Origin of the sequence: Chitinophaga oryziterrae, from assembly GCF_009758125.1 — a bacterium.
GTDB classification, from domain to species: Bacteria; Bacteroidota; Bacteroidia; order Chitinophagales; family Chitinophagaceae; genus Chitinophaga; species Chitinophaga oryziterrae.
This window is the reverse complement of record NZ_WRXO01000001.1, coordinates 1,131,837-1,156,383: the sequence shown is the minus strand read 5'-3', so window position 1 is coordinate 1,156,383 and position 24,547 is coordinate 1,131,837. Positions and strand designations below refer to the sequence as shown.

The 24,547-nt window shown below is 41.4% G+C and carries 21 protein-coding genes and 2 tRNA genes; 9 read left to right on the top strand and 14 right to left on the bottom strand.

Features of this window, described 5'->3' with window-relative positions:
- The first annotated feature begins 97 nt into the window (after nucleotides 1-97).
- The 3 genes from GO495_RS04765 to GO495_RS04760 all read left to right on the top strand — a co-directional run bounded on the left by GO495_RS04765 (nucleotide 98) and on the right by GO495_RS04760 (nucleotide 3,109).
- Nucleotides 98-2,362 carry a Tex family protein gene (locus tag GO495_RS04765; protein WP_157298529.1) on the top strand — a complete coding sequence of 755 codons (2,265 nt, stop codon included), beginning with the start codon at nucleotides 98-100 and terminating at the stop codon, nucleotides 2,360-2,362.
- Between the two features lie 136 nt (nucleotides 2,363-2,498).
- On the top strand, nucleotides 2,499-2,729 hold the full coding sequence (locus tag GO495_RS31955; protein ID WP_170302605.1) for a hypothetical protein: 231 nt from the start codon (nucleotides 2,499-2,501) through the stop codon (nucleotides 2,727-2,729).
- Nucleotides 2,726-3,109, top strand: coding sequence for a DUF983 domain-containing protein (locus GO495_RS04760; RefSeq protein ID WP_240915150.1), 384 nt, complete (start codon nucleotides 2,726-2,728; stop codon nucleotides 3,107-3,109). The genes GO495_RS31955 and GO495_RS04760 overlap by 4 nt, the downstream gene beginning before the upstream one ends.
- Here the strand turns inward: GO495_RS04760 and GO495_RS04755 are convergent.
- The gene (locus GO495_RS04755; RefSeq protein WP_157298527.1) at nucleotides 3,102-3,623 is read right to left on the bottom strand and encodes a hypothetical protein; all 522 of its coding nucleotides are present in this window, start codon (nucleotides 3,621-3,623) and stop codon (nucleotides 3,102-3,104) included. The genes GO495_RS04760 and GO495_RS04755 overlap by 8 nt on opposite strands.
- On the bottom strand, nucleotides 3,620-4,399 hold the full coding sequence (locus GO495_RS04750) for an enoyl-CoA hydratase-related protein (RefSeq protein WP_157298526.1): 780 nt from the start codon (nucleotides 4,397-4,399) through the stop codon (nucleotides 3,620-3,622). The genes GO495_RS04755 and GO495_RS04750 overlap by 4 nt, the downstream gene beginning before the upstream one ends.
- A 154-nt stretch (nucleotides 4,400-4,553) precedes the next feature.
- Here GO495_RS04750 and GO495_RS04745 point away from each other — a divergent pair, with 154 nt between their 5' ends.
- The 4 genes from GO495_RS04745 (at nucleotide 4,554) to GO495_RS04730 (ending at nucleotide 6,493) form a co-directional block, all read left to right on the top strand.
- The gene (locus GO495_RS04745) at nucleotides 4,554-5,399 is read left to right on the top strand and encodes a hypothetical protein (protein WP_157298525.1); all 846 of its coding nucleotides are present in this window, start codon (nucleotides 4,554-4,556) and stop codon (nucleotides 5,397-5,399) included.
- 108 nt (nucleotides 5,400-5,507) lie between these two features.
- Nucleotides 5,508-5,583 (top strand) — tRNA-Gly (locus GO495_RS04740).
- A 49-nt stretch (nucleotides 5,584-5,632) separates the two neighbouring features.
- Nucleotides 5,633-5,718, top strand: a tRNA-Leu gene (locus GO495_RS04735).
- 232 nt (nucleotides 5,719-5,950) lie between these two features.
- On the top strand, nucleotides 5,951-6,493 hold the full coding sequence (locus tag GO495_RS04730) for a DUF4145 domain-containing protein (RefSeq protein ID WP_157298524.1): 543 nt from the start codon (nucleotides 5,951-5,953) through the stop codon (nucleotides 6,491-6,493).
- Nucleotides 6,494-6,558: 65 nt separating this feature from the next.
- Here GO495_RS04730 and GO495_RS04725 read toward each other — a convergent pair whose 3' ends face one another.
- The 3 genes from GO495_RS04725 to GO495_RS04715 form a co-directional block, all read right to left on the bottom strand.
- Complete coding sequence (locus GO495_RS04725) at nucleotides 6,559-7,089, bottom strand: Fic family protein (protein WP_157298523.1); 531 nt, start codon at nucleotides 7,087-7,089, stop codon at nucleotides 6,559-6,561.
- Complete coding sequence (locus tag GO495_RS04720) at nucleotides 7,089-7,325, bottom strand: hypothetical protein (protein ID WP_157298522.1); 237 nt, start codon at nucleotides 7,323-7,325, stop codon at nucleotides 7,089-7,091. The genes GO495_RS04725 and GO495_RS04720 overlap by 1 nt, the downstream gene beginning before the upstream one ends.
- A 361-nt stretch (nucleotides 7,326-7,686) precedes the next feature.
- Complete coding sequence (locus GO495_RS04715; protein ID WP_157298521.1) at nucleotides 7,687-8,946, bottom strand: ATP-binding protein; 1,260 nt, start codon at nucleotides 8,944-8,946, stop codon at nucleotides 7,687-7,689.
- Nucleotides 8,947-9,653: 707 nt separating this feature from the next.
- Between GO495_RS04715 and GO495_RS04710 the strand changes: the two genes are divergently transcribed.
- Nucleotides 9,654-10,772: a hypothetical protein gene (locus tag GO495_RS04710; protein WP_157298520.1), complete on the top strand. Its 1,119-nt coding sequence runs from the start codon at nucleotides 9,654-9,656 to the stop codon at nucleotides 10,770-10,772.
- Between the two features lie 40 nt (nucleotides 10,773-10,812).
- On the opposite strand, the gene GO495_RS04705 is transcribed toward GO495_RS04710, so the two are convergent.
- The 3 genes from GO495_RS04705 to GO495_RS04695 all read right to left on the bottom strand — a co-directional run bounded on the left by GO495_RS04705 (nucleotide 10,813) and on the right by GO495_RS04695 (nucleotide 13,237).
- Nucleotides 10,813-11,280 (bottom strand): hypothetical protein, encoded by a 468-nt coding sequence (locus tag GO495_RS04705; RefSeq protein WP_157298519.1) that lies wholly within the window; start codon nucleotides 11,278-11,280, stop codon nucleotides 10,813-10,815.
- Nucleotides 11,281-11,611: 331 nt separating this feature from the next.
- Nucleotides 11,612-12,583 (bottom strand): quinone oxidoreductase family protein, encoded by a 972-nt coding sequence (locus tag GO495_RS04700; RefSeq protein ID WP_157298518.1) that lies wholly within the window; start codon nucleotides 12,581-12,583, stop codon nucleotides 11,612-11,614.
- Nucleotides 12,584-12,652: 69 nt separating this feature from the next.
- A complete protein-coding gene (locus tag GO495_RS04695; RefSeq protein WP_157298517.1) occupies nucleotides 12,653-13,237 on the bottom strand; it encodes a Crp/Fnr family transcriptional regulator in 585 nt (194 codons plus the stop codon).
- 80 nt (nucleotides 13,238-13,317) lie between these two features.
- Between GO495_RS04695 and GO495_RS04690 the strand changes: the two genes are divergently transcribed.
- Entirely contained in the window at nucleotides 13,318-14,430 is a 1,113-nt protein-coding gene (locus GO495_RS04690; RefSeq protein ID WP_157298516.1) for a Gfo/Idh/MocA family protein, read from the top strand.
- Between the two features lie 259 nt (nucleotides 14,431-14,689).
- Here GO495_RS04690 and GO495_RS04685 read toward each other — a convergent pair whose 3' ends face one another.
- From GO495_RS04685 to GO495_RS04660, 6 genes are read right to left on the bottom strand one after another with little or no spacing between them, the layout of a single operon-like run.
- Nucleotides 14,690-16,864 carry an IPT/TIG domain-containing protein gene (locus GO495_RS04685; RefSeq protein ID WP_170302630.1) on the bottom strand — a complete coding sequence of 725 codons (2,175 nt, stop codon included), beginning with the start codon at nucleotides 16,862-16,864 and terminating at the stop codon, nucleotides 14,690-14,692.
- 13 nt (nucleotides 16,865-16,877) lie between these two features.
- A complete protein-coding gene (locus GO495_RS04680) occupies nucleotides 16,878-20,081 on the bottom strand; it encodes a TonB-dependent receptor (RefSeq protein WP_157298514.1) in 3,204 nt (1,067 codons plus the stop codon).
- A 20-nt stretch (nucleotides 20,082-20,101) separates the two neighbouring features.
- A complete protein-coding gene (locus tag GO495_RS04675) occupies nucleotides 20,102-21,070 on the bottom strand; it encodes a fasciclin domain-containing protein (protein WP_157298513.1) in 969 nt (322 codons plus the stop codon).
- A gap of 10 nt (nucleotides 21,071-21,080) precedes the next feature.
- Nucleotides 21,081-22,271, bottom strand: coding sequence for a fasciclin domain-containing protein (locus GO495_RS04670; RefSeq protein ID WP_170302629.1), 1,191 nt, complete (start codon nucleotides 22,269-22,271; stop codon nucleotides 21,081-21,083).
- Nucleotides 22,272-22,281: 10 nt separating this feature from the next.
- Nucleotides 22,282-23,358 carry a fasciclin domain-containing protein gene (locus GO495_RS04665; RefSeq protein ID WP_157298511.1) on the bottom strand — a complete coding sequence of 359 codons (1,077 nt, stop codon included), beginning with the start codon at nucleotides 23,356-23,358 and terminating at the stop codon, nucleotides 22,282-22,284.
- Nucleotides 23,359-23,372: 14 nt separating this feature from the next.
- A complete protein-coding gene (locus GO495_RS04660; protein WP_157298510.1) occupies nucleotides 23,373-24,545 on the bottom strand; it encodes a hypothetical protein in 1,173 nt (390 codons plus the stop codon).
- Nucleotides 24,546-24,547 lie beyond the last annotated feature (2 nt).

Here is a 24,547-nt window from a genome sequence, read left to right as displayed (position 1 = left end):
TAAGGTCCAAAGTGCTAAGGCTGCATGCGAAGATGTTAATTTCTTTTTATGAACGGATAGGCCAATTTAGTTACATTTGCCGACTAATTTTTAATTCATGAATACCAAACACATTGCGCTTATTTCAGCGGAGCTGAACATCGCGGCGCGACAAGCGGAGAACACCATGAATTTGCTGGCGGAGGGGTCTACGGTCCCTTTTATCAGCCGCTACCGCAAGGAAGTGACAGGTAGCCTTGACGAGGTACAGATAGGGCGTATCGAGGATTTGCAGAAACGATACAAGGAAGTGGATGAACGCAGGGCTTACATCATCAAAACTATCACGGAACAGAACAAAATGACCGATGAACTGCTGGAAAAACTGGAGCAATCCTGGGTGATAGCAGAACTGGAAGATTTGTATCTCCCATATAAGACCAAACGTAAAACCAGGGCGACCGTGGCCATTGAAAAGGGCCTGGAACCACTGGCGAAGCTGATCTTTGAACAATCTGAGAATGCTCCACAAACCGTTGCAGAACAATACCTTAGCGAACAGGTAGCGTCTACAGAGGAAGCCTTGAAAGGAGCCCGTGATATCATGGCAGAGTGGATCAATGAAAATGCCGAGCTGCGTGATAAAATGCGTAAACTCTTTACCCATACCTCCAAACTGACATCCAAAGTGATAGAAGGCAAGGAAGAGGAAGGTAACAAGTATAAGGATTACTTCGACTTCAACGAGGAGCTGCATACCATCCCTTCTCACCGTGTGATGGCCATTTTACGTGGGGAAGCCGAAGGTTTCCTGTATGGCACTATCAATCCTGAGGAAGAAGATGCGATGGATATCATGCACAAACAGTTTGTGACTGGTAATAATGCCAGCAGCGAACAGGTAACCAAAGCAGTAGCGGATGCTTACAAGCGACTGCTCCGTCCGTCTCTGGAAAATGAGTTCCGGGCTGTAGCCAAAGAAAGAGCTGATGCTGAGGCGATTGACGTGTTTGCTGAGAACCTGCGTCAGTTGTTGCTGGCTGCACCATTAGGACCTAAGGGAGTTATTGCGGTGGATCCGGGTTACAGAACGGGTTGTAAAGTGGTAGCGCTTGACGATCAGGGGAATATGCTGGATAATGATGTGATCTATCCCCTGGAAAAAAATTACAAGAGAGATGATGCAGAAGCCTTATTGAGAAAATGGGCTCAAAAATATAACACCGAAGCCATTGCCGTAGGTAATGGTACAGCTGGCCGTGAAACGGAAGAGTTTGTGAAGAAAATTGATTTTGGCAAGAAGATCAATGTGTTTATGGTGAATGAAAGCGGCGCTTCCGTTTACTCCGCCTCTGAAGTGGCAAGGGAAGAGTTCCCTGAGTACGATGTTACCGTACGTGGCGCTATTTCTATCGGTCGCAGGCTGATAGATCCGCTGGCGGAACTGGTAAAGATAGATCCTAAAGCGATTGGGGTTGGTCAGTACCAGCATGATGTGAACCAGTCCAACCTGAAACAGAGCCTGGACAGAGTGGTGGTAAGCTGCGTGAATAACGTGGGTGTGAACCTGAATACTGCCTCCAAGCACTTATTAGCGTATGTATCCGGCTTAGGCCCTTCCCTGGCAGAGAATATTGTGAAATACAGGAAAGAGAACGGCGCATTCAGCAACCGTATGCAACTGAAAAAAGTAACCCGTCTGGGAGAAAAAGCGTTTGAACAGTGCGCGGGCTTCCTTCGCATTGAGAACGGAGATAATCCCCTGGATAACTCAGCAGTGCATCCTGAGCGTTATAAGCTGATAGAAACAATGGCCAGCAGACAGGGAAGCACCGTGCAGGACCTGATGGCGAAAGAAGATTTACGCAAGAAAATCAATCCAAAGGAATATGTGAGCGAGGAAGTAGGTTTGCTGACCCTGGAAGATATCCTGAAAGAGCTGGATAAACCTAGTCGTGACCCCCGTGATGAGATTGCAATCTTTGAATATGCAGAAGGTATTCGTACGATGGAAGACCTGAAAGTAGGTATGACATTACCAGGTGTGGTGACGAATATTACTAATTTCGGCGCTTTTGTGGACGTAGGAGTAAAACAGGATGGTCTGGTGCATATCTCTCATCTGAGTAATAAGTTCATTACTAATCCAAACGAAGCGGTGAAACTGAACCAGAAAGTAACCGTAACGGTGCTGGAAGTGGATCCTTCAAGAAAGAGGATTTCTTTATCTATGAAGGATAATGAGGCCCCCGCTACTCATAGTTCGGGTCCACGCAGGGAGAATAATAGTAATAAGAAGCCATCCTCTTCTAAACCAGCTGCTCCTGCGCCAATAAATGATTTCCAGGCGAAGCTGAACGAACTGAGAAAGAAATTTAATTAAATAAAATTAGCTGTTAGCAGGCCTGGTGGGACGTTCCACCAGGCCTTTTTATTTTATTGATAAAAATCAATTTTTAATTAGCGCAACTGATGGTCAACTAAGGTAACTTTGCGGTATTCTCATTCATACATGAATTATGACTACAGACGAATACGCATCACAGATCGTTGAGGAATTAAAGACAGCAGAGAATTACACCGAAGTAGAAGCTATTATTGAGAAAAATGATCTTATTATCCGGAGATGTTTAACTAAGCTCCAGAGTAATTTAGAGAACCTGTCCCCGCTGCTTTGCACCAGCACACAATGGAGTTGTTACCGATATGCCATCATTTATCTCCGCAGGCAATCACTAATGGCCGTATGAGTTATATATCCAGCCTTTTGCTGAATAAATGCCCCCGATGCAGGAAGGGAGATCTGTTTAAGAACCAGAACCCTTATGTATTGAAGAAGGTATTTGATATGCATGATCATTGTCCCGTATGCGGACAAAAGACCGAGCTGGAAATAGGCTTCTGGTATGGAACAGGTTATGTGAGTTATGTGATAGCGGTATTGTTTTCCCTGTTTAATTTAGCGTGGTACTGGCTCATTTTTGGCATTTCGTGGCGGGATGATAGTGTTTATCACTGGCTGATAACAAATGGTATTCTCCTGGCGCTGATCATGCCTGGATTGATACGCTGGTCCAGGACCCTGTATCTTTCTTTTTTTGTGAGTTACGAACCTGCGCGGGTTAATTAAGCGGGAATTTCTGCTTCCATTTTAATAGTTTATCAGGATATACAGAATCGTTCTTTTCTGCATATAATGTTACCATACCATTTACAGCTATGCCGATATAGATGATATCCCTGTTCATATCTACAGCCAGGGCAGCTTCATCTGTACCACAGTAATGCCGCCGGCATCCCTGGTTATAAAGGATGGTGCCCTCCACTTCTACAGGAGGTGTAACGTCGAAGCGTTCTGTGAAGACGGGTTCTTCTTTTCCCAATAACTTGTTTATACGCGTTTTAAGCGGTTCTTTCCGGAGCATCCCGGTCTCTAAAGCGTACTTCCCGTCATACTGTTCAAAGATCTGCCAGGAAGCCACCTGAAGTGGTTCTATGGTATCATTGACAGCAATCATGGTATCTGTTTCGGGTTGAATGGTCCCGTGTTTCTTTTCTTCTATTTTATTGTTTGCTACCGGTTGTTTACATCCGAGGATGCAAGCAGCCATCATATAAAAAGCAGTCAGTTGTCTATTACTCATTTTCCTGTAAATATGGGTGTCCTTTTTTCTACAAAGGCCTGCATACCTTCTTTCTGATCATCAGAGGCAAATAGCAGGTAAAAGTTTTTACGTTCAAAATGCAAACCTTCCTCGAGGGAGCTATCAAATGCTTTCAATACTGATTCCTTGGCCATTTTAACTGCTAAAGGGCTCAATGCGGCAATTTCTTCCGCCAGTTTCACGGCCTCCTGCAGATATAGTTCTACAGGCACTACCCGGTTAATGAGACCTGCTCTCAATGCTTCTTCTGCGGTAATAAAACGACCCGTCAGTACCATTTCCATAGCAAGGGCCTTCCCTACTGCCCTGGTAAGACGTTGGGTCCCCCCTGCGCCAGGCATAACACCTATCTTTATTTCCGGTTGTCCGAAGCGGGCTGTTTCGCTGGCGACAATCATATCACATAACATGACCAGTTCACAACCTCCTCCCAATGCAAAACCACTGACTGCCGCAATCAACGGCTTCTTTGTTTTTTTTATTGCATCCCAGGTGCTGAACTGATCGGTATTAAACATATCCATGGCAGTTTTTCCCGCCATCTGTTTAATATCAGCCCCGGCTGCAAAGGCTTTCTCGTTCCCACTTATTATGATCACGCGTACACCGTCATCTGCATCCAATACTTTTAAGGCCTCTTTCACTTCGGTCATAAGCTGCAGATTCAGCGCATTGAGTTCTTTAGGCCTGTTTAGTTGTATTTGTGCCACATAAGGGGCGATTTGCCGGTGTATGATAATATATTCTGGTTGCATATCCTAAGTTACGGGAATTTTAATGTTGGAATTTGCAAATATAAGTAGATAGGCTTACTAACAATCGGTTGAGTATCAATATTGTATTTTTTAGATACAATATCTTTCTTGTATCTTCCGTTCATGAATCATTATTTTTGCATCTAATATGTATATGAGAAAACTTATTTTGCTGATAGCAGCAGCGTTGGGGCTGCAGGGGGTAGCTAACGCACAGTTTTATTACCAGGATATTCTTAATACGATACGTACTGAGGAGAATCTGGATGTACTAAAGCAGAATAAAATCGCTGTACAGTGGGTGGAGAGCCTGGATGCGAATATGGAATCCGATGACGATTTCAGGTGCGAGCGGGAGATACTGATGAACTACAGGAAGATGAAGTCGAAGGTGCAGTCGAGGTCAACCGGCTATTCCACCATGATGTCTTACTTCTCTGCGAAAGGCAACCTGACCAAAACAGTGGACAGCTCTCAGAATAGTACCACGGTCATCAATTATATCCGGGATTCGGCTTCCAAACTCACGGAAGTGTACCTGGTTTCCCAGGACCAGAAGAGCAAATACCAGTTTACTGAAACACGGAGATATATTTACGATGCAGCGGGGCATATCATCAAAATGATCCACTTTCATAACGACCGTATTCAGGATTCTTCTATTGTCACCTTCACCTTAAATGAAAAGGGCCAGATCACAGAAGAGTTTGAATCAGGCAACAATATACACAGTCAGCGTATTTACTATAAATACAACGACCAGGGCCTGCTTACAGACATCGTCCGCTACTCTCCTTCCCGTCAGAAGATGTTACCGGATTATATGTTCGATTACGATGCACAGAAGCGGGTTTCACAGATGACTACCGTGAACGGGCAATCGGCGAATTACACGATCTGGAAGTACACTTATACTGCACAGGGGCTGCCGGATAGAGAGGAATGCTATGGTAAAAAGAAGGAGTTATTGGGGATGATCAAGTACAAATATTCGAAGTAGTTTTCAAAAAAAGAGGGTAGGAATTTTGTTTTTTCAAAACAATTCCTATCTTTGCAATCCCAACGAAAAAATAACGGTTCTTTTAGCGGGAAAGTTCTTACAAGATATGCGGAAGTAGCTCATTTGGTAGAGCACGACCTTGCCAAGGTCGGGGTGGCCGGTTCGAGCCCGGTCTTCCGCTCCAGATACAGATTTCCAAATTGCTTGCAGTTTGGATTTTTTGTTTCCAGGATACCCGGATGGTGGAATTGGTAGACACGCCGGACTTAAAATCCTGTTCTCCGCAAGGGGAGTGACGGTTCAACTCCGTTTCCGGGTACGTTTATTACGCAGACGCGTTAAAAAAGGCATCGATGTAAATCGGTGCCTTTTTTGTTTTCGAAAACTTCTGACAATAATTATACTCAACTTATAAAATATAAAATCTTCAAGTATAATTACTCTGTATATCAGGAGTAATTATACTTGAAGATTATGAACACAGAGCATAATCTGTTATAATTTTCCTACATTGTCCTACTTTTCATTAAGTGCGCAAAAAGAGTGCGCATATGTTCCATACAACAAATCAAAAGGTTCTAACAGAACACGTAGTTAATGATGACGATCCGATAGTAATGATATTTTCCACAGAAAAATATCAAGTCATCCAATGTATGGGATGCGACTTAATCAGCTTTCGTAAACTTTATACTGATCAAACAATGGACACCCAAGCTGAGATATCTGGATATGAATTTATTGATCCATGGGAACAATGGATATATCCTAAAGCAGAGCCTTCCACAAAAGAATTTACCAATGTACCCAAAGTTGTATTAAATATTTATAAAGAAACAATCAAGGCATTCAATAATGATCAACTTATCTTATGTGCCGCCGGATTGAGATCTATTATAGAAGGCATTTGTAATGACAAGGGAATCTATAAAGATGAAGAAGATAATGGTAAAAAGATTGACCTGTTTAAAAAGATTGATGGTTTAGCAGAAGAAGGTCTGCTGACAAAACCCAATTCCAATATACTACACAGTTTAAGGTTTCTTGGTAATGTAGCAGTCCATCGGCTTGAATCTCCAACTATTCCAGGGTAGTATTTAATCCTTTGTGTAACTCGTATACAGTTGCGTATTATACTATTTACACAAAGGATTAAATACTACCTTAATGGATGCTTATCAATATCATTTACATCTATGTCCTTTAATCGCTCATTAGTATCATGAATTAATTCTTTCATTGCACCTGTCACTTCTACTGGAAATGTATAAGCATGTATTACTCCTTTGCTTCTGACAGTCACATTCTCAAAAGACTTATATCTCCCAGGGCTATAGAGCCCATCATCATTCCATTGAGCCAGATTTTTCATCAGTTCTTTATGAAGAGATTTTATATTCTCTTCTGATAACTCTTTAGAATTGTAGTTATTAAATACACTATCTAAAATATTCTGATGATTTATTAAATCTAAGAGTTCTCCGGGAGCTGCTTTGGGGGGAGTTACAAAGTCTTTAAGTAATTTGATGGTTTGACCGTAAGTAAGTGTATTCCCTTCTAATTTATTGGAGTGATAAGTAAAATCAATTTTTACTTTTTCTAAAAAGGCTTTGTCCCAATCTGTGTGAGATGTGAGTTCAGATATCTGGTCTTTAAGTGCATTAATCTGTTCTATTTTTCCTGGAATCATTATTTAAAGTCAATCTCGTAATCAAATCCATGGGCCTGTATTTTTTCAAGCCATTTTTTATATAAATTATTACCAATAACAAGCTTTCCTTCCTTCATATAAAGTGTTTCCCCAATAATAAAGTTTTGAAGATCAAGCTTGAATTCTTGTTGTAGATCATTTAAAAAAATGGTTTCCTTTTGGGATAAAGTCGACAATGCATCTATTCTTTCAGATATTGAAGCAAGCCGATTCATAATTTGATCAGGGATTATACAATGTAAATTAAGAAAATTCTGACTATCTAAAGTTAATAACTATTATGCCCCATCATTGAATTAATAATAAAAAGTATATTATATTCTAATGAAAATCAATAGATGTGATAAGAATGCAATAAGTTTTGAAGTACTTTTATAACAAAAATGCTAGCTGGATAATTCACTGAAAATAAACAAATCTTGTGGTATTTGGTTAGATAATTCTCCGTTTCCGGGTACAGAGCAGACCCTCAAAAAGATAAAAGAAGGTGTATTTCAAAAGTAATTGACGCCCTCTTTTCAATACCATAAAGACCCGCATAATTAATACCAAACAACGGGATTATTTTACGTCAAATTATTGCCACAATATATGAAAAGGAACAGCCCAAAGATTTTTCCCGAAAGGAACTACTTCTTTTCCTGAATACAGCACCACTCCACCTATAAACTCTTTTTCTGTGAGTTCTGCCAATGTCTGAATACCTTTGAAATCGTGAATATTAACAGACTCCGATTTTTTTATTTCTATTGCAAACACAGATCCATCGGGTTTTTCCAGCACGAAATCAGCTTCCTTTCCATCGCTGGTTCTGAAATGTAAAAGCTTTGCTTTTGTTTCACTAAAAGTCAGCAGCTTTGTAAGTTCCGTGGCAATATAATTCTCCAGGACATGTCCGAAAAGGTCAGGCTTATTTTTTTCAATGTCTTCCAGATTTAAATCCAGCATATGGCACAGCATCAACGTATCTGTCAGATAGCCTTTGGGGGATTTAACAAGGCGCTTACCAATATTGCGATACCATGGCTCAACATCGAAATTCAAAAACATCATTTTTAAAATGTTGCGATACAATTTTGACGTTACAGGATTTAACCCAATATCACGAGCAACATCTGCATCATTCAATAGACTCCCGGAACGGATTGCCAGAATACGCAGGAGATTAGGAAGAACAGATATTTTTTCCAGCTCAGCCAGAAGACGCACGTCCCGCTGCAAGATGGTAGTAAGGTATCCATCAAACCAGATACCTCGCTCTGCAGCGTTTTTATCAGCTATTTCAGGGAAGGTTGCTAATTTCATGGCATCAGTGATGCTTAATCCACGATTACTGATATTGGTAAAATCAAGGTTAACGAGTCTATCCAGCCCATTTCCTTTCCCTTGTGAAGCCTCCGCCGTACAAAATGGATAAAGCGTAAGAACTGTCATACGCCCAACAAGCGGATCAGACAATTTCGGTAAAGCCAGAATATTAGCTGAGCCAGTCAAAAGATAACGACCATTCGCATTCGCTTTATCTTGTAATCTTAGTTCATCAACGACAACTTTTAGGGCACGGAAAAGTTCAGGGACAAGCTGCACTTCGTCAATGATTAAAGTGTCTTTATAAGCAGACAGAAAACTTTCAGGAGCTGATGATGCCGCTGCCATTTGGGTAGGACGGTCAAACGATACATAAGCTGCAGGATCATTATTGCGGCCAATTTGTTCCCGGAGATTTTGCACGAGTGTACTTTTACCGGATTGTCTGGCTCCATTAAGAAAAACGACAGGACTTACATTTAAAGCCTGTAGCAATCGAGGGGTGATATGACGGGGTAATGTTTTCATACCTTGCAAAAGTAAAGATAACCTTTATAATTTCAAAAGCAATACTTTAGTTTTACAAGAATCTTACATAAAGCTGCTACCAGTAAGGATAATCTTATTCTTAAATACCTACTAACAGGGCCTTAACAACTCACAATCAGGTAATTTTAGGGCAATTTCAATCTTGTCAGCCACTAAAATCCAGCAAATCTTTGCAATAATTGGTTAGATATTGTCCATTTTCCGGGTATCATTGTTATGCAGATACGCTAAAAAGGTATCGATGCAAATCGGTCCTTTTTGGGGTTTAGAACTCATTTCTAATTCTTAAACCCCAATCCTTTTCAAGTAGATTTTATTCCCTACTAAAGCAATTCTTATTGCAAGGGGGGAATATTTTTACGATCTGATAATGCTTTAGGTATACATATATTATTCCAATCACCATAGCTAGCGATGCGGCGAATAGTTTAAATTAACGCAAGAGTTTATTTCAAACTGAATTTAAGTACTTAAAGTACGTACATTAAAAGAATTTTAAACCTAAAGGCTGGCTCTTCATCTTTTTTCTTCTCTAAGAGTTCTATATAATTGAAATGCCTACCGTAAGTCTGACAATTTCATTAAAAACCAGCAAATATTGTAAAGACAGTCGAAACAGCAATCGAATATTCCGCTAATAATGATTTTATTATCTTTAGCACCGCATCTATCAAACTAAGGCGTAAATGAAACTGTTTCTAACTGTAGCACTGCTTTTATCCCAACTCATCCCTTCATTAGCTCAGGATCCGGATTATGCTAATAATCCCATACCTGTTCCGGAACAACCCAAAACCAAGGTAATAAAACTGAATGCTAACATTCCCGTTCATCATTTTGTAATGCCCGTCAAAGATATCCAGATGATTGCCATTTGCGGAGACAGCGTGAACTTAGGATACTTACCCTACAAAAAGAACTATTTTAAAAAGACCATAGCTCTTCCTGATAAACCATTACAGGATTACCTGCAGGAATATGTAAACAAGCAATATGGCGATCAATACAAAAGCGATAATGGAAAAGATTTACTTTGTTTGATACAGTCTTTCCGGATAGCCGAAGGTGCTGTGGACAAAGCTTATGTTCGTATCAAAGCTGTAGCCTTCCTCTCTGCCGATAATCAGCAATTTCAGCTTTCATGCCAGATAGATACAACTCTGGTATATGATAACAAACGTGATAGTCGTGCTCATAGTGAAAATATAACCCAGGCCATTGACCTGTTAATGAAAGCCGCTGACAGACAAAACATTACTGCTGCTTTTCACTCCAAAGATGAAATTCTCAATATAGCATGGAGAGGTTATAAGCAGCCAATCTATACTACCAGCCAATTTAATGATGGCATTTATACGAGTTACAAAGACTTTTTAAAAAATGCACCCTCTGTTACAAACTTCACTCTAGGCGTCGAGTATGGGAAAGTAGTTGCCTACCATATCCATGATGATAGTACCTGTAACATCATTAATCAGCCTTGGGGTATGTGTTACCAGGGACAACTTTACCGTTATAACGTGGACTGGTTTATTCCCATGAAACGGCAAGGGCTATCTTTCATGTTTACTGACCCTGAATTCAAATCCGACCAGGATACTAAAATTACCGGAGCGCAGATGGCAAATTATGCAGGCCAGACTGCGGAAGCAGTGGCAGGGTTCCTATTATTTGGAATGGTTCAGGTACCAGGTTTCCATGTTCCTGGTGGCAATCTAATCAACACACTACCTTACCTTAATAATCTGCCTGATCCTCCCATCGCCACCATGATCGATCCATTCACAGGAGAATTAATGTTTTAAAGACTATAACGTTTGCCAATATGCCGGCATGGGGTCACATTTAATAAATTTCAAGGATCACCGTATCCTTTTTATTAAAGAGGAAACTATCACCTGCTTTTTTGTGTAGTAATAATGTTGCAAGTGGAGCATAGGGTGAAAGAAAAAATATTGGCTGATCATCTATCAGTTGCTTACCCAATCCGGCTGCAATAAAAAAAGAATGGTCCGGACATCTTACAAAGGCACCTGTTTGAGCAGTTGTATAAATGATATCTGTATTTACTTTCTGTAGCTTGTCAAGCTCCTTGATGTTTTCTGCCAGTTGCCGTGCATACATATCTTTTTCCAGGTGCCCCATCGCTCTTCCTGTTTCGTATTTATCACCTGCCGAACTTTTGCCTTCACTATTAGCCGCTTCCTGCGCGTTATCAATAGCCGATTTTGCCATCGCAATTCGTTCTGCTATCAGTAGCTCTCCGGCTTTTTTCAGACTGGATTTAAAGGCGATCATTTCCTGGCTTGTCATAAATTGTCTATTGAATCTTAGTCAATTTAATAAAATTTTCCACCAGTCTTTCGTTTATATCGCTCCTTCGTCAATAGTTTTTTTAATTAGATGCGTTTCAGGAACTCATCTAATTAACATCAATAAAATTATTACTACAATGAAAAATTATATCATTGTAGTAATAAGATCAAATTCCTTTTGATTGATGCGCTTTATCACCTTTTATAAATCTGGCCACTATTCTCTTAAATATAGCTGTTTTACGAAACCTAAAGGCAATAAATGACCATGCGGCGATTAATAACGCAGCTATCATATGGTAATGTTTAAAGTGTTTGGGAAAGATTATTTATATGGTTACAACCAGGCGTTGCCCATCCGGAACATCTAAATTCCAAAGTTCAGCGATGCCCTCTATTTTAACGTTGATCGTTTTTACGGTGAGTTTTCCTTCGGCGGCTAATGCGAACATTTCCGGAAGTATTTCCTTAAATAGCAAACCAACCTGCTGCTTTGACCAGGCGCCAAGTCCTGACCCGGTTAACTGAAGATTAACGCTTCGCAGATTGGCAGCCGATAATTGGATTAGATCGCCGGCCATACTACCAACAGAAACATATCTCACCCGGTTCGTAAAAGCCCCATCGCCTTTTAAACACGCCAATATCATTTCCGCTGTATGTCCCCAGAGATAATCGATAACAATATCAATAGGTGTTTGCTTATGAATCGCTATAAGCTGTGCTTTAAATTGTTCATCATCCTGAACAACAGAAACTATCTCATCCGCGCCCAGCATCAACAGGTCATTCAGTGACTGCTGGTTTCTACCTGTAGCAATGACCTTCTTTGCACCGTAGTGTTTGGCGATCTGCACTGCTACCCTACCCGTAAAACCGGTAGCGCCATTGATCAGCACTACATCACCAGGCTGAATATCCGCTTTAAACCGTAATCCCATTGCCGCACCAATGACCGCATTAGGCAAGGCCGCGGCTATGGCATCATCCAGCTCTTTAGGCAATTTGACTATCCTGTCTTTATGAATGGTCGCTTTTTCTGCCAGCATACCACTTACGCCCATGCCATATATCTTCGTTCCATCTTCGAGCAGGCAAACACCGTCGCCTCCAATCACTCTTCCACCCTCTCCGGGTGCATCACTTGAATAGTGTTTACCGTTAGCACGCCCTTTATCAAAGTGTTTGATAGCAACCGCTTTTACAGTTACCAGTACTTCATCGTCATTTTGTGCTATTGGCTCAGGAAAATCAACATACTGAGGCAATTCTCCTTTTTGATACATTACTGCTGCTTTCATTTCTTTTCTTTTTGTTAAGGCAAAATTAGCCCCGAAGCAGTACCCGGACGATAACATATGTTATCAAGTTCAGAAATGTGGTTTGCCTTTTGCCAGTTTGCTTTTAATACGGCTTAAATGCACCGTACTGACACCCAGGTAAGAGGCGATATAGTGTTGCGGTACCCGTTGCACAATATGCGGCCTTTCGCTTAGCAGGTTCTGATAACGTTCTTCGGGTGTGTCTCTTATAAAAGAAACAAGTTCTTTGGTATAATGTGTAAGCCGACGGGAAAAAATCTGCAGTAACAATTGCATAAAATCAGGCACCTGACTCAGCTCATGTAACAACTGAGTAACATATTGTTTAGGAAGTAAATAAACAACGGATGATTCTATGGTCTCAATTGTAAACTGACTTGGGATATTATTTACAAAGCTTTCCAAAGAAGCCAATCCTTCATTTTCAAAAAAGAACTGCACTGTTTTATCATTGCCGTTGTTATTGAAAAAAGTACGCACACAACCTTTTTCAATAAAGATATACTGCTGAGATATTTTCCCTTCTTCCAGCAAAACAGTCTTTGCAGGAATCTCAAGTCGGGTCTGAAATTCCAGGTATTTATCCCAAAAAACATTTAATTCCGGAAACTGCGTTTTAAAATGGAAAAGCATATGCTAAGATAAAACTTCATATTTTATTCTTATCTTAATTCCGTTAAGCCTATCCAGACACATCAAATAACCCATTTGTTATGAATTCACGTCGCGATTTTTTACAAAAAATTACAGCTTCTGCAATAGCATTGACTATACTGCCACGCTACAGTATGGCAATGCCCGAACAGCCTTATGATGGTCCTGTGTTAAGAGTAGCCATCATGGGACTCGGAAGTTACGGTTCCCGCGTGGCAGAAGCCATGCAATCCTGTAAGAAAGCCAAACTTGTGGGAGTAATAAGTGGTACGCCATCGAAAATCAAAGACTGGCAAAGTAAATACAGTATCCCTGAAAAGAATTGCTACAACTACGAAACCTTTGATAAAATCAAAGACAACCCGGATATAGATGCAGTATATGTAATCACGCCTAACGCCCTGCATCATCCACACGTAATCAGGGCAGCACAGGCTGGCAAACATGTGATCTGTGAAAAACCAATGGCACTGAATGCAAAAGAGGGCCAGGAAATGATCAACGCATGCAAAAAAGCCAATGTGAAACTCCTGGTAGGATATCGCATGCATTTTGAACCACATACCTTAGAAATCATCCGAATGAGGAAAGCAGGGGAATTTGGAAAGATCCTGTTTTTCCAGGGCCTCTGCGGATTCAAAATAGGGGATCCTAATCAATGGCGCCTGAACAAACAACTGGCAGGCGGTGGCTCCCTGATGGATATAGGCATTTATGCGCTCAATGGCTCCCGGTATATGATAGGTGAAGACCCAATATGGGTAACCGCCCAGGAGACAAAAACAGACCACAATCTGTTTAAACCAGGGGTGGATGAAACCATCCAGTTCCAGATGGGCTTCCCCGGAGGAGCGGTAGCTTCTTGTCTTTCGACATACAACATGAATAACCTGGACAGGTTTTTCCTGAATGGAGAAAAAGGATTCGCTGAATTACAACCTTCCACAGGTTACGGTCCCATTAAAGGACGTACCAATAAAGGTGAACTGAACCAGCCCATTGTAGTACATCAGACTTTACAGATGGAAGAGATGTCCGCGATCATACTGCAAGGTAAACAACCCGTAGTACCAGTGGATGGAGAAGAGGCATTGAAAGACCTGAAAGTAATCGATGCTATTTATGAAGCGGTTAAATCCGGCAACAAGATAACATTGAAATTAGCTGAATAAAAAACAGGCTGTCAAAAGTAGCTAATACACCCTCGATATGTTTGTGGCAAAACATAATAGGCTCCTGACGGAGCCCCGTTTTTGTAGTAAACAAATAGAATAACAAAACACTGATTCCGTTAGGAGTCCCCTATTATTCGCGAGTTAGGGGACTCCTAACGGAGTCTATTATGTAGAAGATAGATTGTTGCTACAAACACGGGGCTCCTAACGGAGCCTTTTTAATGTCTACTAATGCTTTTGACATACTCTTTTAATCTTATTTTAAAAATATCTTTCGGATAGCGCTATTGCCTGCATCCATTACATATATATTTCCATCTTTATCTACACATATTCCATTCATATTTTTGAAATATGCTTCTGATAGCGTGCCATTTACGAAACCCGATTTAAAAGACTGATAAGTTCCTCCCGCTCCAGTGATAGTTGTTACTAACCCTCCGGGGGTAACCATTCTTACCGATTGGTTCAGGTCATCAATAAAGATAATATTGCCGGCGGCATCAAATGCCACTCCTAAAGGACTTCCCATTCTGGCAACATTTCCCTGTCCATCGGTATAGCCGGTATTGCTTTGATCTCCGGCCAGTATTGAATACGTCGCCGATACTTTATGGATAAAAGGATTGTAATAATCACCTCCCCCATAATAAATAACGCCTGCATCATCAATGACCATCTGCTGCGGAACAGATAAATACCCTGATCCTATTCTCGTAAGTACGCCACTTGCTTCCAATTTATATACGCCCTGATACTCTCTGCTAAGGAATATAGTACCGTTTTTGTCCACACCTAATCCACCAGGCAGCCTTTCTGCAATGTTTACCAGGGTAGTCACATCTCCGTCAGGAGTAATTTTCCGGACATATGATCTTTGATAATCCCCATCCTTCACATACAGATTATCTTGTTTGTCTATAATAATTGTTTTTGGGTCGTTAAATAATGCACTGGCAGCAGAACCGTCCCCATGCCCACTTACGCCGCTACTACTTCCGGCAAAAGAACTCACATCTCCGTTAGGTGTAATCTTTTTCACCTGATTCTGATCAAGCGTATATAAATTTCCCGCCTTATCAATTGCAAGACCTGTTGGGGCAGATAATACACCTGCAAGAAACGTCATTACACCCGCACGTCTAAACACAGGACCCGTAGCATCCAGCGTACTTACCCTTACATTCACAGTACCAGTACTTACTGTCGCTGGCGTCTGTACCTGCAATTCGGTTTCCGTAGCACTTAAAACAGTAGCCACCACTCCGTTAAAAGTTACCTGGTTGTCAGCGGCATTCAAACTAAAACCAATACCTGTGATGGTGACCACCGTACCTGCTAATCCGTTATCCGGACTTAATTTTATCACCCCTAAATTCTGCTCTTTGAATAATGGCCCACCAGTCTCCTGCCCGTTTACCCATACCTTCATATTGCCTGTGCCAGCCCCTGCAGGAACTGTTATCACCAGTTGCTTTTCATCAGCAGATTTCACCACTCCTTTCACTCCATTAAAACTCACTTCGTTCTCATCTTTCTCTATACTGAAATAATTACCGGTGATAGTAACATCTTTTCCGGCAGGACTGCTCAGGGGTGTTACTACAGCTAACACCGGTGGTGGCACCACCGTAAATACCGGACCTACCGTTTTCTCTCCGTTAACAGTTACACTCAATGGCCCTGTAGCTACATCATCCGGCGTAGCTACCACTAACTCTGTACCGGTTGCACTGATGACAGTCCCTGGCTTTCCATTGAAGACGATACTGTTCTCAGCAGCCACCGTACTAAACCCTTCTCCACTAACAGTAACATGCGTGCCCTTTCCACCTTTTAAAGGCTTTATTTTACTAATATTCTGAAATGTAAACACCGGACCGGTTACTTCTTTACCATCTACAATTACCTTCACCGGACCACTACCCGCTCCTACCGGCACAGCTGCTATCAAGAATGTATCATTCACAGTGGTGATAATAGCTTCCTTTCCATTCACCATCACCTTTGCCGGTGCAGATAAACTACTGAAACCCGCCCCATGAACAGATATGTTAGTGCCGGCAGGACCATTCAACGGACTCACACCCTGCATACTCAGGTTCTGATAAGTATAGGTGCCTGCTTCCACCTGCTTCCCGGACGCTTTGATAATGAGTTGTCCGGATGTACCCTTCTCCGGCGCAAGCACTGTCAATACAGTATCATTCACATCTGCCACCTTCGCTATCTCTCCGTTAAAAGTCACTTCATTATCAGCTGCACGACGGGCAAAGCCACTACCATTAATGGTAATAATAGTCCCGGCTTTACCACTGTTAGGCCAGAACGATTTTACAGCAAGTGTCATCTTCAACTCCTCCTGTTTATCTCTCTTACAGGCTGTTGCAATAACAAAAAGCCCAAGGAATAAGTATATAAAATATTTCATGATCATGATTGTTTTAAAAAGAATACCGCATACCCATCTGCACCTGTGCCCTGGAATTAAAGAAATCTACCGCATACGGTTTGCCTGGATTTTCGTAGATGTATACAGGATAGTTCCCAGGATTCTGCTTTGCAGGGAAAGCTGGCGTCAATCCTACACTCGCTGTAGAGTTAAATGTATTGGGAGAGAAATAAACCTTTCCCCAGTTACTGTTCAGCAGATTGGTAATATTGATCACCTCTATCGTAAATGTGATAAACTGATCTTTTGAGAAATGATACTCCTGCGCAAAATGAAGGTCTGCCTGTATATTCCATGGCGTACGACCAGCATTACGTTCCGTAAAATCTCCTCTGCGGCTGTGCAGGTATTTATCGCCATCTATATATTGATTGAATGCGGCAGCCTGCTGCTCATCCTGGAAGAACTTAACCGCATCTGCCGCACGGGGAATGTATACCAGGCTTACCTGTTGTGGCAATCCCTGTATACTGTTATTTACAATACCGTATGTAAAAGGACTACCGGATTGTGCTGAACCGAACAGACTGACAGTAGTGTTCCATTTCGCATTCCAGTTCTTATTATAATTGATGTTCAGTACTATCCTGTGACGGATATCGAAGTTGGAAGATGCCAGTCCGGGGTTATTTGGATTTAATGCCTGATTAAGCTGCCAGTTACTTTCCATAGAGTTCCTGATACCATTGGAGACATCCTTAGATTGTCCATAGGTATAAGCCAGAGAAGCATATAATCCGAAAGGATAATTACGGTTTATTGTTCCTGTCAGGCTATAACGATATCCCTTATTGGTATTACCCAGTTCATAAGCATTAGAAAAATGCGGATCCACCGTACCACTGAAAACAGGTTGTTTATGAGCAGAATCGTACGCATAATAACGGGGATCATCTTTAATATTTACCTGCTTAAACATTACATCCTTAATGGTTTTAGTAATGATCCCCTCAAAGCCCAGCTTATACCCAACAGGAGTTGTATAATCCAGTGCAATACTCGTACGCCACACCTGCGGCATTACAAAGTTATTATCCAGTACATCTACCTGTGTTTTACCTGCACGTGCATTATTTGTTACAGCCCCATTTGCCGTAATAAAATCAGCAATGCCATTCTTCCCTGGTTTCAAAGGATCGCTGCCCGGAACAAAGGCTTTTGTATCTGCTTTCTGATCAAAAGAACCATAATTCACCCCATTGTTATAGTAAGCATATGCCAGCCATGCAAAAGGGATACGGCCTGTAAACAAACCTGTACCACCACGCAGGATAAGGCTCTGATCACCATTCCAGTCGAAACGGAATCCTAAACGGGGAGATAGCTGTACTTTATTTAAATAATTATTGTTGATACGATTGAGTGGCGTATAGGTGTAAGTATTACCAAAAAAATCATCTGTATACGCGTTGCGTGTTTGTTCGCTTAATGCAGGTTTATTGGGCAACATTGTATAATCTGTTCTCAAACCCGGCATCAGTTTCAATTTGTCTGTCAGCTGAATTTCATCCTGTGCATACACACTCATCATATTCACATTAAACTTAGCTTCAGGATGTGCCAGAATATAATCACGATCATTATTAGTATAGTTATAACTGCCACGAACACGATAAGGCGTATTATTCAGATAATCATCAATACTTAAATAATCTACACGGCCATTCCAACTGTTCACAAAACCATAATCAATATGATATAACTCATTATGTGTACCAAACAGCAGGGTATGTTTTCCTTTATGCAATGTTAAGTTATCGCTGATCTCAATAGTACGCTGTTTCATATCGAAAATGGATGCTTCCCTGTCTGTGCCAAAGTAAATGGTAGTACCGGGAGAACGTCCCATAATCTGCACCTGTGGCAAAGCAGGATTAGCAGTAGGGTTACGCTTATCATGTACAATACTGTATCCCGCAATAAAGCTATTCGATAGCTGATTATTGAATCTTGTTTTCAGTTCTGCTACAGTAGAACTCTGGTTATTGACCTGCTGATAAGCCATACTGCTGAAACGAAAATCCTGCTGATCACGGTCCATATTAATGGCTTCCGAATGGATAGTATTGTTACGCAGAGAAAGCTGATTCTTATCATTGATATTCCAGTCCATCCTGTTAAAGAATTTCATGGAACGGGCATATGAATTATACGCACCGGCAGTACCAGGATCTATTTGATAACGTTGTAAGGTTGCATTCCGTATATCATCCGCATCTTTTATACTCATGATATTCGCGGTCTCTTTATAGCCCACCTGTAATTGTGCAGGGTCCTGCCTGCGGGTAATTTCCTCATTGGTAAAGAAAAACACCTTATTTTTCAGGATAGGAAAACCTATGCGCAAACCTGCCTGATAATCATAAAAGTCATTATCCATCTTGCCCAACGGGCTCTTACCGGTTAAAGCAGCATTGCGGCCAACCCCATATACAGAACCTGTTACCTTATTAGTACCACTACGAGTAACCGCATTAATACTACCACCTGTAAAGTTTCCGATCTTCACATCAAAAGGCGCCAGATATACCTGCATGTCTTCAATAGCATCCAGCGATATCGCATTGGTTCGGGTACCCGAACCCGCCATGCCGGAGCTACCGGTAATCCCTCCCATAGAAGGACTAAACCCTATCGCATCGTTATTAATAGCTCCGTCAATGGTCACATTATTATAACGGAAATTTGTCCCTGCAAAAGAGTTGTCTTTTGAACCCTGCGGCACCAGTTTAGTAATATCCTGTATGCTGCGGGAAACAGTAGGCATATTAGCAACCTGCACCCTGCTGATATTCTGACCAGCACCAAATGTATTTGCTTTAGGTCCTGCTTTGGTTCCTTTAATCACTACTTCGGATAATTGTTTCCCCTTATCTGTCAGTATGAAATCAAACTGCAATGGCTCTCCCAAACGGATCGAAAATCCCTCTTTCGTCTGGGCTTCCATCCCCATCATACTGATGCTGATGCTATAAGGACCACCTATACGCAGGCCAGGAAGAAAAAAGCGTCCGTCAGCACCGGTAACTGTCCCGTACTTTGTTCCGGACGACTGATGCACCGCTACCACCGTAACACCAGGCAGTAACTCGTTCTTATCATTGGTGATCTTTCCACTTAAACTACCATTCGTTTCCTGCGCACTTATCTCCAGACCCGAAGTAATAAGAAGTATAATCAGTAAAAATATCTTCATCTCAAAATGTCTTTTAATTGTTATTGATTCACCCTTAACACCTGGTCTATTGTATGCAATACACCATTCCCTGTCAGCACATTGCTTTTAATGACGTTTATAGTCCCTGTATTGCCTGATCCCTGCAAAGTAACGCCTGTATACTGCACACCAGTTTTAATCAGTCTAACGGTGATATTATTGCCATTCAGCATACTTTGCTGACTCTTATCAGTAGCATCTGTAGTAAGGATATAATCATAGATGAATTTTCTTCCCTGAAACATCGTATAGTACAGCATATCCTTTAATATAGCAGGAGAAGTAGCATTTACACTATCAATGGATGAATAACCCATTTTCCGGAAAGCGTTATTGGAAGGTGCCAGTACGGTATATACATCGCTGCCTGCCAGCATTGTTTTCATATCCGCCTGCTGTAATGCTACATTCAAAAAAGTAAGCGCGGTATCTGCTGCAATAGCATCCGAAAGAGAAGCATTCACCAATGGCTGTAATACTGCATCCATCACCTGTATCAATCCATTCTCAGCAGCCAGATTATAAGCCAGCACACGTGTACCATTGATGGTCACCACTGTATCTGCATTCTTCACCCAATGCGTAACATACATTTTGGCGCCGGCATCGGTGGTGAGTTCCTGATTAAAAGTATAAGGCAGTTTGTTTAATTCCCATGTACCACTAAGTATATGATAAGACACTATATTGTTCAATACAGTTCCGCTTTCTATTCTTACCGCATCGCTATTGGCATAACCTGCCTTTATAAATGCATTATTATCCGGCACTAACACTGTAAAAGGGCCGTCACCCGACAGTTTCTTTATATAACCGGTACGTTCAAGCACTGTATTGAAAGAAGAGAAATTGAACAGGTTATCCGCTATCACATAACTGATACGATTTGCGCTGTTATCCGGTTGTGCTGTATCATCCTTTTTACATGCTGCCAGAAACAGCATCGCTATATATATTGCTCTTTTCATTTATTCTGATTTATGGCATGAGTAATCCTTCATCCACTACATGGATCACCCCATTAAGCACCCTTATATTCTTATCAGCAAGTGGAAGCGCCGGTTTATCCGAACCCAGTCTTTTTACTAACACCTGCCCGTTGCTATTACTAAAGTCGAGACGGATGATGTGCGATTTATTATTGTACAGAGATCCCTGTTTTATTAGCAACCCGCTTACGCTACTTCCATTATCCAGTAGTTCATTCTCGAAGTAAACCATATTCATATCACGCGGACCTGTACCAGGGCCGTAAATACCGGCATAGTCCAAACGGTTAGGTAATAAAAGGGAATCCATCGCTGAAGTAGGCACTACGAAATAGTTATCGGCATCCAGATCCGGGGAACCTATAGGTAATGCACGCACAGAATATTCACGGATATCTTCTACTGAATTAAACCCGCTTTTTTTGAAGGCATTATTGGTAGGTGCGAATAGAGTCAGTTGCCCACCTGTTCCCGGCATGGCCGACAGTAAAGGCAGATTCAGCAAACCATTATCATAGGGAAATGCATCCAGGTACAGGCTATCATTGATCCGGCAGGCTTCCAGATAAAAGCTGAAACGCTCGTCCGATTGAAGATAAGTGAGCATATCCATCTGCGGAAGTGGCAACAACTTGTCCACCGGGTAAATAGTAGCTGTAACACTTTGTAATGCAATTCCCCATTTACTAACGGCCTTGCCGTTTATCATGAGACTATCATTATGCACACCGGCAAACAGCAGGTAGGTATAGGGATAATCAGCGGAATAGTTAGGAATATCCACTGATTTTTTTAACGATGTCAATACGATATTAATGAATGCAAGGGATAATGATTCGGGAAGAACATTACCTGCTGATACATAATAAGACAACAGGTCATTCAATTCATCGGCTGTCGCATTATTTATTTTATCCATTGTCCACCCTGCATCCTGAAACGCTTTATCTGTAGGCGCCAGCAACGTAAATGCCTTCGAGCCTGTTGCTTCCAGTTTTGCATCCATGCCTGCCCGTTTCCAGGCAGTATTAAAGTAGGTATAAGGAGACTTCTCCAATACTTCATTCAAAGAAGCGGCAGGGCCATTATAATCCACAGCCTCTCCTACCGGCGCCGGTGATATATCCTGTTTACGGCAGGATACGAATACAAGTAATAATATGATGACTGATAATCTCATTTTAATTATTTTATTTGATAAGTGTCTGCGGATATAATAACAGGTCATCTACTATATGTACAATACCATTTGTAACAATATGGTCTGCACCCATTGCCACACCGTTTTTGTAGTGGACCTGGTATGGCCCGTTAATGCCCGATTGCCCCGCATCATCGACTACTGTAATACTATGCGTCTCCTGCTGTAAAAATTCGTTGTAATTATAATATGGTTTGATAGAGAAACCAGGAAGGTGTATATAAGTACTTATACCTCCATAGTCAACATTGATCTGTTGCCAGTCTGTTGAGAATATATGCCGGGGCTCTTGTATCAATGAATATATACCAAAGGCAATGGCCTGGAACTTATCAGGATCCATTTTGTTAATACTGTCAGCCGTTAAGTCATACTTCCGGAAAGCATCATTATGCGGTGCAAACACCGTAAATGGTCCTTTTTCTTTCAGCCCGTCCCATAGCTTAAAACGTTTCATGGCAGTTACAAACAGGGAAAGACTGGTATCTGCCATTAAAAAATCCTGCACTGTTCCCTGCGTATATCTGAAAGGCATGCGCACAACATGCACTACTCCATTTGCCAGCGCAATATTCCTTTTGCTGTTACTATACACATATGCGCCATTCACATACACCGTTCTGTCGCTTGCTCCACTGCCATAGTTTACATTCTTTGAAACAGACACATACATTTCCGGCCCCGCCATGGAAACATATCTGTTCCCCAACTGAAAAGGAAAATCAGAAATATATTTTCTGTCCCTGAAACCCTGGCACTTTAATGCAAAGCGCAGACTATCCACATTCATTGTTTCGAAGTCCTTTGCGCTGGTAATACCAATCGAATTAAAGGCCGCATTATCCGGTGCAAAAAATGTAAATGGTCCTGGCTGATTCAAACTATCTGACAAACCCGCCTTTTCCAGTGCGGCGGATAGTAAAGTCAAATCGTAATTATTCCTGATAAAACTGCCTATAGACCTTGACTCGGCAGTCTTATCCCCTGGTATAGTGAGATCTTCTTTCTTGCAGCCTGCAATGAATAGCAGGGATATAAAAAAAGTGATCAATTTATTGTATTGCATACTTTATTAATTTATTAGTAAACAGGCGGTTCGTACTTGCGCTGTATGGTCATCAGGAAAAATCTCCCGTTCACGTATTCAATAGTATTGACAGTTGCGAAAGACCTGTTTAAATATGTTCCCGAACGGATACTTACTATCATACCTGTCAGTTGATCTGCCGGAATTTTAAAAGCAACATCAAAACTGGGTGATGTAGGCCCCACTGATAACTCTGAAAAACGCCCGTAGCTGTCACCCGAGTACTGATAAAAAGGATTATTCTCCGGTGTATATCCTGGTGCCAGAAAAGTGAAAAGCTGTGTGGTATTACCGGTAAATATTCTATTGGAAGAGGTATCCGGGAAAAGGGGGAAACTATAATACGGACTTACCTTTGCTACAAGCGAACGAATCAGCGGCGTCATATAAACACCTGTATACCCGCTAACAGGTTTTGCAAGATTAGGATCTTTCATACTATTCAGTGTATAAAACACATTCATGGTATCCCTGATCTTTACATTTGCCCTGTTATCGTTATCCGCCAGTTTTCCATACTGGAAATACCCTTCAGAACTGAGGTTATAAAAGTTTACATATACCAGGGAATCCGAAACAGGCTGTTTTACAAAGGTTTCATTACGCACATAAATACCCGCTGTTTTATGAATAGCTTCCTGCTCCAGTACATGCATCGTATATACTTCACCGGCGGTAAAATCCACTACTGTATCTATCAGCACCGTTTTACGCAGGTCATTACTCAGTTCATAAAAAGGGACCGTACTTAAAGGCCTGCTCAGAAACATAATACGATGTTTACCGGAAGGGATCTGTGCCCAGCTGGAAAGATCGTATCCGTTCAGTATAGGTCCTGCCAGTACTTTAGCCGTACCAGGATACTCTGTCTGGTAGGTAGCTGTATTGGCAGCATCAGGATAAGGCCTGGCCCATGTAGCCCGTTTATCTAAAAAATCTCCTGTAACAAGTGATTTTACGGGTGCACCATCTGCATTCATCTCAGGGTCCATCAGGAAAGTGAGGAAAGGTAGTGGTGCATCTTTATTATCAATAGTAATATTGTAATCAAGGTTATTGAATACACGTAAATAAGCAGGATTGCTGATGGTAGTAAATTCAGTTTTCCGGCATGCTGTACCTGCTAACAGTACCAGTAAAAAGAGAAGTATAAATCTATGATACATGT